This is a genomic window from Luteibacter jiangsuensis (assembly GCF_030812295.1).
Lineage (GTDB): Bacteria > Pseudomonadota > Gammaproteobacteria > Xanthomonadales > Rhodanobacteraceae > Luteibacter > Luteibacter jiangsuensis_A.
Genome location: NZ_JAUSSK010000001.1, coordinates 1,013,462 through 1,028,705 on the forward strand (window position 1 = coordinate 1,013,462; position 15,244 = coordinate 1,028,705).

Consider the following 15,244-nt stretch of genomic DNA (forward strand, 5'->3'; position numbering starts at 1 on the left):
CCGCCGCGTCAGCCACGACACCCACCACGGCTATGCGACGACCTAGCCAGCTGTGGAAGGTTCCATGGACGCTCGATGAATACCGTCGTCAAGGACAATGTTCGTTCCGATCCGCCACAGCACCCCGCTGGGATCGGTAAGCGTGAAATCACGGATAGCCCATGGCTGGTCTTCCGGAACGCTACAGCGCACGCCGTAACGCCGAACCAGCTGCTGCGCCTGGATATGGTTCCACCAGGCGTCCACGTCGGCCACCAGCAAATGCATCATGAAGTTCGAAGCGTGGTCGGAGACATGGAACTTCTGCAGAAGAAAACTGCAATTTCCTGCCCGCATGTAGGCAAGCGAACCATCGGTGAAAGCCACTTCGAACCCGAGTTCGACGTAGAAACGTGTCGATAGTTCGAAATCCTTCGCGGGAACGAAGGCCTTTATCTCGACGGTCTCCAATGTCATGGGATGTCCTTCTGCAATAACGCCACGTCTACGATCTCACCGGGTGGAACTAGGCATTCATGTCCATGACCACGCGCCCCTCGATCTGGCCGGCCCGCATCCGGTCGAAGATACCATTAATGTTCTCAAGGCGATCGGTGCTGACGGTTGCCTTGACCTTCCCTGCCCCCGCGAACGCCAAGGACTCCTGCAGGTCAAGACGGGTGCCGACGATGGAACCGCGCACCGTGATCCCTTCCAGGACCATGTCGAAGATCGACAGTTCGAACTTCCCGGGCGGAAGCCCATTGAGCGCTACCGTGCCACCCCGGCGCACCATGCCCAATGCCTGCGAGAAAGCCTTGGGCGATACCGCCGTCACCAGCGCGCCGTGTGCGCCTCCGATTTCCTTTTTCAGGTACGCCACGGGGTCCATCTTCAAAGCGTTGACCGTCACGGTGGCACCGAGTTGGGAGGCAAGCGAAAGCTTGGCATCGTCGATGTCCACGGCCGCCACGTTCAGGCCCATCGCGCGCGCATACTGCACCGCCATGTGGCCAAGCCCACCCACCCCGGAGATGACCACCCAATCGCCAGGGTGGGTGTCGGTCATCTTCAAGCCCTTGTAGACCGTGACACCCGCGCAAAGCACCGGCGCCACCTCGATGAATCCAAGGTTGGCCGGCAAGTGGCCCACAAAGCGGGCATCAGCCAGTGCGTACTCGGCGAAACCACCGTTGACCGAATAGCCCGCGTTCTGCTGCGACTCGCACAGGGTCTCCCAACCACCCAGGCAGTGTTCGCAATAGCCGCACGCCGAATAGAGCCAGGGAATGCCTACCCGATCCCCTTCCTTGACATGGGTTACCCCGGCACCGACCGCGACGACGTGCCCAACGCCTTCGTGACCGGGAATGAAGGGCGGCTTCGGCTTGACGGGCCAGTCGCCTTCCGCCGCATGAAGGTCCGTGTGGCATACACCACAGGCCTCGATCTTCACCAGCAGGTCGCCCGGGCCCGGCCGTGGAATCGGAACCTCCTGGATCTCCAGGGGTTTGCCGAAGGCAGTCACCACCGCCGCTTTCATCGTCTTGTTCATGGGTTCGAGTCCTCAGGGAATGTAGTAGTCGGATGTCGCTGTATCAGAACGGAGCGTCGATGCTGACGATGTCGATCAATTTGTGATTCACGAATTCCTTGATCCCGAGACCGAGCAACTCGCGGCCATAGCCGGAATGCCGGATGCCGCCAAAGGGAAGGTCCGCCTTGACCATCGTGGGATGGTTCACGAACACCATCCCCGTGGAGATCTGACGAGCCACGCGGGCGCCATGCGCCGGATCCGCCGAGAACACCGACCCACCCAGGCCGAAGGGCGAATCGTTCGCGATGGCGATCGCCTCGTTATCGTCCTTGGCCCGGAACAGCATGGACACCGGCCCGAAGAACTCCCAGTTCCGTGCCGGATTGTCCGGCGCGATGTCGGTAAGGATGGTCGGTTGAACGAAGGCTCCCGTCGTCGGTACCGGTGGCCCGACTTCGGTGGCGGTCGCGCCATGGGCCACCGCTTCCTTGATCCGCGCCTTGATGTCGTCCGCAGCCTGCTGCGAGGAAAGCGGAGCCAAGGTCGTCTCCGGCAACGTGGGGTTGCCCGCTTTCAGCGCCCCAACCCCTTTCTTGTATCGCTCCAGGAAGGATTCGTAGAGTCCATCCACGACGATCATCCGCTTGGACGAGACACACACCTGGCCACCGTTCCAATGCCGGCCGAAGACGGCCCAATTCACGGTCTTGTCGAGGTCCGCGTCGGCCAACACCACGAATGCATCGGCGCCGCCCAGTTCCATCGTCGACTTCTTGAGCGCCTTGCCCGCTTGAGCGGCGACACTGGAGCCGGCCGCCTCCGAACCGGTGAGTGCAACGCCGCAAACCCGCGGATCGCCGAGGATCAATTCGATCTGGCTACGTGTCGCGAACACATTCTGGAATGCGCCAGAAGGCAGGCCTGCTTCCTTCATCAGCTTCTCGAACGCTTGCGCGCACTGGGGTACGTTGGATGCGTGTTTCAGCAGTATCGTGTTACCCGCCGAGAGCTGGGGGGCGATGATGCGGGCGACCTGGTAGTAGGGAAAGTTCCACGGCTCGATAGCCAGGAGCACACCCAGAGGTTCGTGGGTAAGCACGGCCTGGCCTTCCGTGAGGTTGGCCACCGGCAGGCTCTCGGGTGCCAGAAGACGCTTCGCATGCACCGCGTAGTATTCGAAAATGTTCGCCGAAAGCTCGACCTCCGCGCGAGCCTCGCCGATCAGCTTGCCCATCTCCAATGTCAGCAGCGATGCGTATGCGTCGATGTCCTTGCGCAGCAGGTTCGCCGCGTTCTGCATGATGCTCGCGCGTTCGGCGAAGGATGTATCGCGCCACGATTCGAACGCCGCTTGCGCCTTTCCGATCGCACGCGTGACCTCCTCATCGGTCGCGTCCTTGAAACGGGTTACGGTTTCCCCCGTGAAGGGATTGACGGTCGCATAGGTCATGCCATGTCTCCTGCAAATGATGGGATGGGAGTGAGGATGGAATCGGGGCGCCGGATCTAGGCAGCCTGTTCCTTGATCGCCTGGACCATGGCGTTGAGCACCGCGAGGGCGTCTCCGTAAACCATGGCGCAGTTGTCCTGGTAGAAAAGAAGGTTCTCGACGCCCGCGTAGCCTTTTCCCTGCCCTCGCTTCACCACGTAGACCTGGCGGGCCTGGTCCGCATTGAGAATGGGCATCCCATAGATCGGCGACGCCTTGTCGGTTCGCGCCGCGGGATTGACCACGTCGTTGGCGCCAATGACGATGGCCACATCGGTCGACTTGAAGCTGTCGTTGATGTCTTCCATATCGTCGATCAGGTCGTAGGGAACACCGGCCTCGGCGAGCAGCACATTCATGTGGCCAGGCATCCGTCCCGCCACCGGATGGATGGCGAATCGCACCGCTACCCCGGCCGTCTGAAGCAGTTTGACCAACTCGTAGAGCTTGGCCTGAGCCTGCGCCACGGCCAATCCGTAGCCGGGCACAACGATCACGGTGGTGGCGTAACGCATGGTCAAGGCGGCGTCCCGTGCGTCGACGCTCTTCATATGACCGGCCACGCCCGCGGTCGAGCCGGCCACGGGATCGCCAAATCGACTGAACAGCACGTTGGCCAGCGACCGGTTCATCGCCTTCGCCATCAACAGGGTAAGGAGCGTGCCGGCGGAGCCGACCATCATGCCCGCCACCATCAGGGCGGGATTGGACAGGGCGTAGCCTTCCAGGGCGACGGCGAGGCCTGTGAACGCGTTATAGAGCGAGATGACCACCGGCATGTCCGCGCCGCCGATGGGCACCGTCATGAGCACGCCAAGCAGAAGCGCGACGGCGAAGAAGATCGCCAGGGAAAGCTGCGATGGATCGGCCAATGCCCACGCTGCGGCGCCTAGCGCGAGCAGCAATACGCTCCCGTTGACGGCGCTTTGTCCACGAAACCGGAAGGTTCGTTCCAACCGGCCATCCAGCTTTGCCCACGCCACGATGGAACCCGAGAGCGAGATCGAGCCAATGAGCGCCCCCAGCGCCGTGACGACCAGGAGCAACACCCCCACGCTGGCTTCGCCACCATCCCGGGCCATCAGTTCGACCGCGGCGACCGCCGCCGCCGCGCCACCGCCCATGCCGTTATAAAGGGCCACCATCTGTGGCATCGCCGTTACCGCGACCCGCCTTCCCCGCCACCAGGCCCACCCGCCACCCAATGCCAGCGCGGTAAGCGCCAGTGCGACATTGGTCAGTGTATGGGGGCGGGCTTCAACGGGAATGGCGCTCAAGTAACCGAAGCTGGCGACCACCGCCGCGACCATGCCGATTCCGGTAAGCCAGATGCCATGGACCGCCGTGGCCGGCGATGCCATGCGCTTCATGCCCAGGATAAACAACAGGGCGGCCGCGAAGCCGCTCACGTCGACAAGAATAGAAATCATCCTACGGTTCCTTCCGGCCGGCGCTCGGCTTGAACATGGCGAGCATTCGCTCGGTGACGACATAGCCACCCGCGGCGTTCGCGGCACCCAGCGCGACACCAAGGAAACCCACCACTTGCATGGCGAGCGTCGTGGCATGGAAGAGCGCGTGAAGCGCACCCACCACGACGATCCCGTGAATGAAGTTGGAACCCGACATCAGCGGCGTATGCAGAATCGAGGGAACGCGACTGATGACTTCATACCCGGTGAACGCGGCCAGCATGAACAGATACACGGCCACCAACCATCCCATGTCCAATGCGTCGTTCATGCGTACGCTTCCTTGCTCGACGTACCGGCGGGTGCTGGTCCATGAGGTGGGCTTACGATGTTCCCGTCATGGGTGACCACGGCGCCGGCGATAAGCTCGTCGGCGAAGTCGAGCTTTACCGCACCGTCCACAAGCACCAGATCCAGGATGGCCGCGAGATTCTTGGCATAAAGTTCGCTGGCATGCTGTGCGAGTCGGGAAATCAGATCCATCGGCGCGACGATCTTCGCGGGGCCCACCTGGATGGTCTGGCCCGGTACCGTGCCTTCGCAGTTGCCGCCGCTTTCCGCCGCGAGATCCACGATCACCGATCCCACCTTCATTCGGTCGATTTGCGACCGGTCGATCAATCTCGGCGCTGCCCGCCCGGGGACGTTCGCCGTCGTGATGATCAGGTCCGCCTGGGCGATGTGTTCCGTCAAGGCGGCATGGGTCGCGGCCTGTTCTTCGGCGGTCAGTGCCCGCGCATATCCCCCCTCGCCGCGCGCATCCACGCCGGTTTCGATGAATCGCGCACCCACCGACTGCGCCTGCTCCTTCGTTTCGGGACGAACGTCGTAACCTTCGGTCACCGCACCAAGGCGACGGGCCGTGGCGAGGGCCTGCAAGCCCGCCACTCCCAGCCCCATGACCAGGACACGCGCCGCCCGGAGGGATCCGACCGCGGTGGTCATCATGGGCAGGATGCGCGGCAGTTCCAGCGCCCCCAGCAACGGAGCCAGGTAGCCCACGAGGGTGGCTTGGCTGGATAACGCGTCCATCGCCTGCGCACGGCTGACCCGGGGAATCCTTTCGACGGCATAGGCCGTGATCCGTCGCTGGCATAGCTGCTCCAGCAACTCCGGCGTCTGTTCCAGGTAGAGCAGGCCGATCAGCAAGGAACCCGGCTGCATCGAGGCGACGATCTCCGCGGAGGGCGCATGGACGGCCAGGACCACCTGGGCGTTGGCCAGCAGCTCGGCATCGGACGAAGCGATATCGGCCGCCTCGTAACTGGTGTCGGAAAACCCGGCTTCGAGCCCCGCACCGGACCGCAGGGACAGACGGGCGCCAAGCTTTGCGATGCGCGCCTGGAGCGAGGGGATCATCGCCACCCGTCGCTCACCGGCAAGATGTTCTTTCAGGACAGCGATCTTGATCGCCATTGAGTTTCCTCGAGACAAAGCCAGAGTGTTGGCCGTCCCGCGCGTAGATCACTTGACCTCGGTCAACAGAGAACGAGGTTTCCGGATACCGCGTGCTGGCGACGTGTCGTGGACGCTCCGGACTTCCCCTAATAAATGAAGCGACTTCGCATGATCCGAAAACACAGTCGAAGCCAACGCCCGGGGCCATTCCTCATATCATTCAACCGCAGAATACTTCGATAGGCGGAGTGAATGGCCGCATTATCATGCGGCGTGAAAACGAGATGAAATTCTCACTAATTTCAGAGACGTAAGCGTTTTTCGGCGCATTATCCGCAATTGCATGCACCTCTTCACATCGTAAGTATTGACGACTTCTAAACGATAGTTTTATGTTCGGGCTGCCGTTGACGGGCGACCGAGCGGCATTTTCTTGTTTTCCATCGTTTGCAACATTCGGAAAGATTTTCGAATAGCGCGTGGAAATGCTTTCCGATTGGGATCTTCGGCAACCGCCGATGCGCTACTTGTGGCCCGCTGGGGGCCAACTCTGGGGAGAGCAGTAAATGAATTCACGTGACTTACGGCAGGCGCAAGTCCTGCGTCGTTCCGCACTGGCTTTGGCCCTTGCGGTTGGCCTCGGCGGCACGGGTGCCGTCCTCGCCCAGGCCACCACGGGCGCGATCTTCGGTCAGGCCAGTCCCGGCAGCACGATCCAGGTATCCGGTACGACCGGCGTGACCCGCGAGATCACGGTCGGTACCGACGGCCGGTACCGTATCGGTAATCTTCCACTCGGCAGCTACACAGTCAACGTCATGCAGAATGGCCAGGTGGTCGATTCCCGCAAGAACGTCGGCCTGACCGTGGGTGCGGGATCGGAAGTCTCGTTCACCGGCACCACCGCCACCAGCGCTCAGGCGTTGGAATCGGTCACCGTGACAGCGAATGCGCTACCGCCGATCGACGTGTCGGCGGTGGACTCGCGCACGGTGGTCACCTCCGAGCAACTCGCTCGCCTGCCGCTCGGCCGCAACGCCGAATCCATCGCCCTGCTCGCACCGGGCGTGAATCCTGGCGCCGGCTTCTTCGGCCGCACCGTCTCGTTCGGTGGCTCGGGCGTGTCCGAGAACGCCTACTACATCAACGGCTACAACACCGCCGATCCGCTGCGCAACCTGGGCGGCGTGGGCCTGCCGTATGGCGCCATCGACCAGCAGGAAATCTATACCGGCGGTTACAGCGCGATGTATGGCCGCTCGGAGGGCGGCGTCATCAGCCAGGTCGGCAAGCGCGGTACGAACGAATGGCACTTCGGCGCGCAGATCCTGTGGGAGCCGAAGTTCGCCCGCTCGCAGCTGGGCAATCAGTACTTCGCCAACGCGAACCTGCCCGCGGGCTACGCATACTCCGACCCGTCGCTCGCCGGCCAGCTCTACCGTAACCGTTCGGGCGACACCCAATGGACGCGCACGGTCAGCGCGTACGCCGGCGGCCCGCTGATCAAGGACAAGCTGTACCTGTTCGTCGCCGCGGAGACGGAGAAGACGGAAGGCACCGACACCAACCCGTTCACCACATCGCCAAACGCGACCAACCACTACAAGTGGGACTTGCCGAAGTACTACGCGAAACTGGACTGGAACATCAACGACAGCAACATCCTCGAACTGACCGGGATCAACTCGGCCGACGAGCGCAGCGGCAAGTACTCCACGTTCGACTACGACACGCGCGAACACCTCGGATTCCAGGGACGCTACCCCGACAGCACGAAGACCTCATCGACCTACGGTATCGCCAAGTACACCAGCTACATCACCGACGACCTGACGTTCTCGGCCACGTACGGCAAGAGCAAGACCACCGACGTCCGGCGCAATCCGGGCGACCTGGGCCTGCCCTTCATCAGCCGTCCCGACCTCCAGGACCCGGCGATCACCGGCGGACAGTCGTTCACCAACACCACGGCCACCACGCAGAAGATCGCGCCAGGCGCGAACAGCAAGACCCACGGCCTGCGCGCGGACCTCGAGTGGCAGGTCGGCGATCATCGCGTGACCGGCGGTATCGACAACATGAAGTACACCGCGCAGGACGAAGGCGTGACGACCACCGGCCCGGGCTACTTCTGGACCTACGGCCACGTGAACGATCCGACCGTTCCCCTCGTCCCTGGCCTGGGCGTCGGTCCGACAGGCGGTGACGGTTACTACACCCGCCGCACGATCTTCATCACGACCACGAGCATGGAAGTCGATCAGAAGGCTTACTACCTCGAAGACAAGTGGCAGATCACCGACAAGTTCCTGTTCACCATCGGCGTCCGCAACGACCGGTTCAAGAACTACAACGACCAGGGCCGCACCTACGTCAACAGCGGTAACCAGTGGGCGCCGCGAATCGGCGCTTCATGGGACGTCTTCGGCGACTCTTCGCTGAAGATCTACGGCAACCTCGGCCGTTATTACCTCGCGTTACCGAACAGCGTTGCCATTCGCGGCGCGTCGGCCTCGACCTTCACCAACGAGTACTTCACGTATACCGGCGTCGATCCGAACGGCGAGCCGACCGGACTGAGTCCGATCGGCCCCGGCCCGGTGTCCTCGAACGGCGAGTATGGCCAGCCCAACGATCCGAAGTCGATCACCGCGACCGACCTCAAGTCGCAATACCAGGACGAAGCCATCCTAGGCTTCGACAAGACACTGGGCCCCGACTGGGTCACCGGCGCCAAGGTCATGGTCCGCAAGCTGCGTGCGGCGATCGACGATGTCTGCGACACCGCACGCATCGCCGACAAGCTGGCCGCGACCGGCATCGATCCGGACAGCGTCACCATCCCGGGCTGCGTGATCTTCAACCCGGGCCGCTCGAACGAGTTCAGCCTGGCCAACGTCGACGGCAGTGGCCGTACCAAGGTGAAGATGTCCAAGGACGACTGGGGCTTCACCACCGGTGCCAAGCGCAAGTACTACTCACTGGACCTTTACCTGGAGCATCCGTTCGACGGCAAGTGGTTCGGCCGCGCTGTCTACACTTTCTCCAAGAGCTACGGCAACACGGAAGGCCAGGTGAAGTCGGATATCGGCCAGAACGACATTTCCAAGACGCAGGACTGGGATGCCGCGGAACTCATGGTGCACAGCAACGGCCTGCTGGCCAACGATCGCAAGCACCAATTCAAGGCCTACGGTTCCTACCAGATGACCCCGGAATGGATGTTCTCCGGTTCGATGCGCCTCACCTCCGGTGCGCCGAAGTCCTGCCTGGGCTTCTTCGGCCCGAACGACGACGATCCGATCAGCTATGGCTCGTCGTACCACTCCTGCGCCGGCAAGCTCTATGCACCGGGCGAGCAACGCATGCCTTGGTTCAAGCAGCTCGATCTGTCGGTCGAATACCGCCCGGCGTTCGCCGACCACAAGCTGGCTTTCGGCCTGCAGGTCTTCAATGTCACCAACGAGCGCAAGGCGCTCCTCAATGACTATGTCTACGAGGACGACCGCTTCACCGTGTCGAACACCTACGGTGCGGGGCTGTACTACCAGACGCCTCGTTATGCCCGCCTGACCGCGAGCTACGATTTCTGAGCTGGAGAATCATCGCGGCATCACAACAATAACCGGGCCAGGGAGGGCCCCTCATTGCAAACTCCCCTCGCCGCCGTGCACAACGGTGGCGTTTTTTTTAAAGGATCCAGATATGCGTTCGTTCGGCAAAGCGTACGGCCCCCGTTTCGCCGTGACGCTCTTCCTCTTTCTGCCCCTGTGCGCATCCGCGCAACACAAGGCGGGCGACATCGTCGTCGAAAGGCACACGGCACATGATGACAAGGGTCAGCCCGTGGAATACGAAATCGGCACGCTTTACGTACCGGAGAACAGGCACAAGCCGGACAGCCGGCTCATCGGCGTCGGCTTCGCCCGAATCAAGGGACCGAGGTCGACGCGTTCCGGCACGCCTCCGGTCTTCTGGCTCCCCGGCGGACCGGGGCTGACCGTGCTCGGCGCCTTTACCGATACAGACGCATCGTCGAAAGCACGGCTGCGCTCATGGCTCACCTTCGGCCAGGTCGGTGACCTCGTCGTCATCGAGCAGCGTGGCTACACCATCCGCGGCGAGATGCTGACCATTCCCTCGAAGCCCCTGCCCGACGATCACCCTGGTTCCGTGCGCGACGACGTGGCCGTCATGCGGGCGGATGCCAAGGCCGCCATCGCGGCCTACCCCGGTAAGGATCTCTCCGGCTACGACATCGGCGAGTTCGCGGGCGATATCGACGACCTCCGCGGCGCGCTCGGTTATGAAAAGATCAGCCTCTTCGGCGGCAGCTTCGGCTCGCAATGGGCATTGGCGGTCATGCGGCTGCACCCGGGCATCGTCAGCCGCGCCGTGATCTCCAGCGTGGAGCCACTGGACAACGGCTACGACATGCCTTCGCACGTGTACGCCGCGCTGCAACGCATCGCCTACGATGCCGACCGTGCACCGTCGCTGGCGCCCTATCTACCGCAGGGTGGGCTCATGGCGGCCGTGAAGGCGCTCCACGAGCGCTTCGCCGGCAGCCCCGTCACCGTCACGTTCAAGGAAGACAACGGAACGTCACGGCGCATCGTGCTCGGTGCGCAGGATCTCCAGCAGGCCCTCCTGTCGCACACACAGGAAAGCGCGGAATGGCCGGCCTTCATCCTCTCGCTCTACCACCGGCACTACGAGGCCTGGGCCCGCGAGGTCGCCAGCGACCGCAAGCCAGGGCCGAGGACCCTGATAGGTCCGCTGGCGGATAGCAGTCTGGGGGTCAGCGCGGAACGCGAACACCTCCTGCGCACCGACCCCGCGCTGGACATGCTGGGAGCTTGGAACTTCGAAGGAAATATCGCTTCGGCCGCCGACTGGCCAACGGTGGACATGGGCGACAAGGTACGCAAGCCCGTCGTGTCCGACATACCCGTAGTCTTCATCCACGGCGACTGGGACACCTCGACGCCTGTCGAGAACACCCTGGGCCTGCTTCCCTATTTCCCGAAGGGTCATGCCATCCTGGTTCATCGCGGCTCGCACGACGGCGCGTTCTATCAGCTGCGGAACGAACCAACGGCCAAGCAAGCCGTGTATGGGTTCCTCGCCACCGGGGAAACATCGGGACTGCCCGTCGAGGTCACCCTTCCGGTTCCGGACTTCGAGGTACCTTCCTTCGTTCCGCCGACATCGACCTCGGCGCCGCCTGCCCGGTCTTCCTGAACGCGGCCTCCGGCTTCAGCGGCCCGGCCCGATCAAGTCGGGCTCTGCCGGTCGTTCTCGGCTTCGATCTGCTGCAGGTCGAGGTCGCGCTCCATGTAGTGCAGCAACTCGTCGTGGATCTGTCCGGAACGATGCAGGCGCAGCAGCTCGCTGCGACCCGCGGCGATGGCCGCGAGCACCACGTCGTAATGCGCCGCGCGGCCCCCTTCGTTCGCATGCGGGGCCTTGCTGTAGCGTTCGGCGACCGTCACGCGATAGGTGTATTGCTCCAGCAGGCGGGGATGGATCAAACGCCCTTCGTCATCGTAGGCACGCGCTTTTACGGCAGCGAGCTGGGCGTTATCGATGAACACGGAAGCCTGCGCTTCCGTCAGGTGCGTGCGTTCCGCCCCCTCGCCGGCATCCAGCCGAAGCCAACGGATGACCGGGGCGATCGTCCCGCCCTGCACCACCACCGTGACCAGGATCACGGCGAAGGCCGCCGCGATGGTCAGGTCGCGGCCAGGCATGGCCTCAGGCAGCGACAAGGCGATCGCCAGCGTCACCACGCCCCGCATGCCCGCCCAGCTGAGCAGGAACGAGGCCTTCGCCGAGGCCGGCACGGGTTTGCGCCCCACCATGCGCGCCAGCGGCACGCGCAAGTACTCGGTAACGTAGATCCAGAGAAAGCGCGACAGGATGACGGCGGCGAGCACGGCGAGAATGGGCATTCCCAACGTCGACAACGCCTCGCCGACACCCCCCATGCGCTCGACGACACCGCGCAGCGAGAAACCGATCAGGATGAAGACCAGCGCCTCGAGCAGGAAGATCATCACTTCCCAGAAAGCGAAGCTGTTGACCCGCACGCGCGCCGAGAAGACATCGTGCTGGTACCACCCGAAAATGATGCCGCAGCTGACCACCGACATCACGCCGGACACATGCAAGGATTCGCCACCGATGTACGCGGCCCAGGGCGAAAGACAGGCAGCCGTGATGGCGAGGAAGAGGTGGTCGATCCGGCGCAGCACGAAGATCAGGGCGAAGCCCAGCACCACACCCACGACGATGCCACCCAGCGCCAGGGCGGCGAAACTGAGCACCGCTTCATGCGTGCTGAAAGCCCCGGTGAGCGCGGCCGCCGTCGCGAAGCGGAACAGCACCAGGCCCGTCGCATCGTTGAGCAGGCTCTCCCCTTCGAGAAGAACCATCAGCCTGCGCGGCAGGCGTACCTTGCCCAGCACCGCCTTCGCCGCCACGGCGTCGGGCGGCGACACGACGGCACCGAGCGCGAAGCATGCCGCCCACGGCAAGGAAGGCAGCACCCAGTGAACGGTGACTCCCACCGCGAACGTGGTGAACACCACGGCGCCAATCGCCAGCCAGAGGATGCCGCCGAGGTATTTGCGGAACTCCGACCACACCGTATAGAAGGCGCCATCCATGAGTAGCGGGGGCAGGAAGATCGTCAGCACCAGCTCCGGATCGAAGCTCACCTCCGGGATACCAGGCAGGAAGGCGATGCCGATACCGCCGGCCAGCAAAGCCGCCGCGGAAGGCAGGCGCAGGCGGCGCGCGATCAACTCCAGCACGAGGATCGCGACAAGAAGGATCAGTATGAACTTGAATGTTTCGGTCGAGGCCATGCGCCCTCCAGGCATATCGGAGGCATCTTATCCGTATCGCGTGGCCCGCCGATTGGACCGGTTGTACGCCTACCCCTGCCGGAAGTCATGCATTTACCTGCCGGGGACATTTTGCCAGACTCGATGAACCGTCCCTGAAAAACAGGCCCGCCTGATGCGACCGATGCGCCCTGCCCTCTACCATGCCAGGACCGCGTTGTCGGTCGGCGTGGCTTCCGTTTGCCTCGCCCTCGTGGCGGGCCCCGTCGCCGCACAGCAGACCGTGCTGACGCCCGAGCAGAAGGCGACCATCGCCAAGCGCAACGACATCGAGCGGCAACTCGAGGCCATCGCGGTGGTCGACCGCAAGGTGATGGTGAAGATGCGCGATGGCAAGCGCATGGCCGCCGACGTGTACCGCCCGAAGAATGCCTCGGGCAAGGTGCCGACCATCTTCGTGCGCACGCCGTACAACTTCAATTTCTGGGACGTGAAGCTCGGTGCGCCACGTGACATGAGCCGCCAGCTCGCGGCGGTGAAGCACGGCTACGCCTATGTCGACATGAACGAGCGTGGCCATTACTTCTCCGAAGGCAACTACGAGATCCTCGGCGCGCCGCTCAGCGATGGCGTCGATGCCATTCGCTGGATGACCTCGCAGCCCTGGTCGAACGGCAAGGTGGGCACCACCGGATGCTCGTCAACCGCCGAGTGGCAAATGGCCGTCGTCGCGCAGAACGAGCCGGGCCTCGCCACGTTCAACGTGCAGGGCTTCGGCGCCGGCGTGGGCCGCGTCGGCCCCTACTACGAGCAGGGCAACTGGTATCGCGGCGGCGCCGTGCAGATGCTCTTCATCGACTGGCTCTACAAGGAACAGAACCAGGTGCGCCCCACGTTCCCGGCGAACCTGTCGCAGGCCGACCTCATCCGCGCCTCGAAGATGTTCGACCTCGATTCGCAGCCGCCGGAACCCGACTGGGACAAGGCCTTCTGGGTGCTCCCCGAGAAGGACATCATGAAGTCCGTCGACGGCCCCAAGGGCATCTTCGCCGATGCGATGGACGTGCCGACGGGCGGCAACATGATCGCGCGCACGCCCAACAGCCCCGCCTGGTACAAGGGCGGCCTGTGGCACGACGACATGAAGATCGACAAACCCGGCCTGTGGTTCATGAGCTGGTTCGACGTGTCGGTTTCGCCCAACCTCGCGGCCTACAACCACGTGCGCGCCACGGCGTCCAAGGACGTCGCGGACCAGCAGTACGCGATCATCGCGCCGGTGCTGCATTGCGCCTATACGCGCGCGACCGAGCACACCGTCATCGGTGACCTCGACGTGGGTGACGCACGCTTCGACTATGAAGCCCTGGTCTTCGGCTGGTTCGACAAGTTCCTCAAGGGCGTGGATAGCCCCGTCGTCGACAAGCAGCCCAAGGTCATGTACTACGTGATGGGCGAGAACAAGTGGCGCAACTCGTCGACGTGGCCTCCCGCCGGCGCCGCCACGCGCGAGCTCTTCCTCACCAGCGGCGGCAAAGCCAACACACTGTACGGCGACGGCAAGCTGGTCGGCACGACGGATGGCACGGACCATCCCGACCACTTCCTCTACGATCCGGCCAATCCGGTCACCACGCTCGGTGGCGGCGGGTGCTGCCAGGGCACGGCGGTGAAATTCGGCTCGTTCGACCAGAACCCGCAGCTCACCCGCAACGATATCCTCGTCTACGATTCGGAGCCCTTCAAGGAAGGCACCGAAGTGAGCGGGCCGATCACGGTCACGCTGTACGTATCGTCGGACGCCAAGGACACCGATTTCACCTTCAAGGTGATGGACGTCTATCCGGACGGCCGCGCTTTCAACCTCACCGAAAATATCCAGCGCATGCGTTACCGCGAGGGATACGACAAGCCGCCGGTGTGGATGAAGGACGGCGAGGTCTACAAGGTGACCTTCCAGCCGATCGACACGAGCAACTTCTTCTTCGCCGGCCACAAGCTCCGGATAGCGGTATCGAGCAGCAACTTCCCACGCTTCGACCGCAACCTCAACACAGGGGGCAACAACTACGACGAGGCCAAGGGCGTGATCGCGCACAATGCCGTGCACCACGACGCTGCCCACCCGTCGAAGATCACCTTCACGGTGGTGCCGCGAAGCAACCCGTAACCCGGATCAGACCGGCTTGCACCCGGCGGAGACTTTCTCCGCCGTGGTCGTCACGCACTGCGCGAAACCCGCGGGCAGCCGGTCGACCAGTCGTTCTTCCGATACCGCAAGCGAGAAGGCCTTCACCTCGGCCGCGCCATCGAACACGGTGTAGTAGCAGCGCCCCGCGCTGCTCGCCTGGCAGGCGAAGCGCGCGCGGCCCATGCGCACTTCCGTGCGGCTGTCCAGGGTGACCGCGCCGTTTTCCCGGGATGTGGCCACGATCGTGCGGTTCTGCGCGTCGGTGCAACCGGCGAGGCTCATGAAGCAATAGACGATGGCAAGGAACAGGCGCATGGAAGTCTC

The 15,244-nt window shown here is 63.4% G+C and carries 11 protein-coding genes; 3 read left to right on the plus strand and 8 right to left on the minus strand.

Annotated features, from left to right (window positions below; genetic code table 11):
• Nucleotides 1-42 precede the first annotated feature (42 nt).
• From J2T07_RS04440 to J2T07_RS04465, 6 genes are read right to left on the minus strand one after another with little or no spacing between them, the layout of a single operon-like run.
• Entirely contained in the window at nt 43-456 is a 414-nt protein-coding gene (locus J2T07_RS04440) for a VOC family protein (protein ID WP_306847602.1), read from the minus strand.
• A 49-nt stretch (nt 457-505) separates the two neighbouring features.
• Complete coding sequence (gene adhP, locus J2T07_RS04445; protein WP_306847604.1) at nt 506-1,534, minus strand: alcohol dehydrogenase AdhP; 1,029 nt, start codon at nt 1,532-1,534, stop codon at nt 506-508.
• A gap of 43 nt (nt 1,535-1,577) precedes the next feature.
• Complete coding sequence (locus J2T07_RS04450; RefSeq protein ID WP_306847606.1) at nt 1,578-2,969, minus strand: NAD-dependent succinate-semialdehyde dehydrogenase; 1,392 nt, start codon at nt 2,967-2,969, stop codon at nt 1,578-1,580.
• Nucleotides 2,970-3,025: 56 nt separating this feature from the next.
• Nucleotides 3,026-4,438, minus strand: coding sequence for an NAD(P)(+) transhydrogenase (Re/Si-specific) subunit beta (locus J2T07_RS04455; RefSeq protein ID WP_306847608.1), 1,413 nt, complete (start codon nt 4,436-4,438; stop codon nt 3,026-3,028).
• Between the two features lies 1 nt (nt 4,439).
• Entirely contained in the window at nt 4,440-4,751 is a 312-nt protein-coding gene (locus J2T07_RS04460; protein WP_306847611.1) for an NAD(P) transhydrogenase subunit alpha, read from the minus strand.
• Nucleotides 4,748-5,896, minus strand: coding sequence for an NAD(P) transhydrogenase subunit alpha (locus tag J2T07_RS04465; protein WP_306847612.1), 1,149 nt, complete (start codon nt 5,894-5,896; stop codon nt 4,748-4,750). Before J2T07_RS04465 ends, J2T07_RS04460 begins: the two co-directional genes overlap by 4 nt.
• A gap of 548 nt (nt 5,897-6,444) precedes the next feature.
• On the opposite strand from J2T07_RS04465, the gene J2T07_RS04470 reads away from it, so the two are divergent.
• Both J2T07_RS04470 and J2T07_RS04475 read left to right on the plus strand, forming a co-directional pair.
• A complete protein-coding gene (locus tag J2T07_RS04470; RefSeq protein WP_306847613.1) occupies nt 6,445-9,471 on the plus strand; it encodes a TonB-dependent receptor domain-containing protein in 3,027 nt (1,008 codons plus the stop codon).
• Nucleotides 9,472-9,583: 112 nt separating this feature from the next.
• Nucleotides 9,584-11,122: an alpha/beta hydrolase gene (locus tag J2T07_RS04475; protein WP_306847614.1), complete on the plus strand. Its 1,539-nt coding sequence runs from the start codon at nt 9,584-9,586 to the stop codon at nt 11,120-11,122.
• Nucleotides 11,123-11,154: 32 nt separating this feature from the next.
• Here the strand turns inward: J2T07_RS04475 and J2T07_RS04480 are convergent, their stop codons facing one another.
• Nucleotides 11,155-12,750: a Na+/H+ antiporter gene (locus J2T07_RS04480; protein ID WP_306847615.1), complete on the minus strand. Its 1,596-nt coding sequence runs from the start codon at nt 12,748-12,750 to the stop codon at nt 11,155-11,157.
• A 163-nt stretch (nt 12,751-12,913) separates the two neighbouring features.
• Here J2T07_RS04480 and J2T07_RS04485 point away from each other — a divergent pair, with 163 nt between their 5' ends.
• A complete protein-coding gene (locus J2T07_RS04485) occupies nt 12,914-14,899 on the plus strand; it encodes a CocE/NonD family hydrolase (protein ID WP_306847616.1) in 1,986 nt (661 codons plus the stop codon).
• Between the two features lie 6 nt (nt 14,900-14,905).
• Here J2T07_RS04485 and J2T07_RS04490 read toward each other — a convergent pair whose 3' ends face one another.
• The gene (locus J2T07_RS04490) at nt 14,906-15,235 is read right to left on the minus strand and encodes a hypothetical protein (protein ID WP_306847617.1); all 330 of its coding nucleotides are present in this window, start codon (nt 15,233-15,235) and stop codon (nt 14,906-14,908) included.
• Nucleotides 15,236-15,244: the final 9 nt, after the last annotated feature.

Coding starts and splice junctions, on each gene's coding strand:
- J2T07_RS04465 (WP_306847612.1), bottom strand. CDS start 5,896: ATGGCGATCAAGATCGCTGTCCTGAAAGAACATCTTGCCGGTGAGCGA.
- adhP (WP_306847604.1), bottom strand. CDS start 1,534: ATGAACAAGACGATGAAAGCGGCGGTGGTGACTGCCTTCGGCAAACCC.
- J2T07_RS04490 (WP_306847617.1), bottom strand. CDS start 15,235: ATGCGCCTGTTCCTTGCCATCGTCTATTGCTTCATGAGCCTCGCCGGT.
- J2T07_RS04470 (WP_306847613.1), top strand. CDS start 6,445: ATGAATTCACGTGACTTACGGCAGGCGCAAGTCCTGCGTCGTTCCGCA.
- J2T07_RS04455 (WP_306847608.1), bottom strand. CDS start 4,438: ATGATTTCTATTCTTGTCGACGTGAGCGGCTTCGCGGCCGCCCTGTTG.
- J2T07_RS04480 (WP_306847615.1), bottom strand. CDS start 12,750: ATGGCCTCGACCGAAACATTCAAGTTCATACTGATCCTTCTTGTCGCG.
- J2T07_RS04450 (WP_306847606.1), bottom strand. CDS start 2,969: ATGACCTATGCGACCGTCAATCCCTTCACGGGGGAAACCGTAACCCGT.
- J2T07_RS04440 (WP_306847602.1), bottom strand. CDS start 456: ATGACATTGGAGACCGTCGAGATAAAGGCCTTCGTTCCCGCGAAGGAT.
- J2T07_RS04460 (WP_306847611.1), bottom strand. CDS start 4,751: ATGAACGACGCATTGGACATGGGATGGTTGGTGGCCGTGTATCTGTTC.
- J2T07_RS04485 (WP_306847616.1), top strand. CDS start 12,914: ATGCGCCCTGCCCTCTACCATGCCAGGACCGCGTTGTCGGTCGGCGTG.
- J2T07_RS04475 (WP_306847614.1), top strand. CDS start 9,584: ATGCGTTCGTTCGGCAAAGCGTACGGCCCCCGTTTCGCCGTGACGCTC.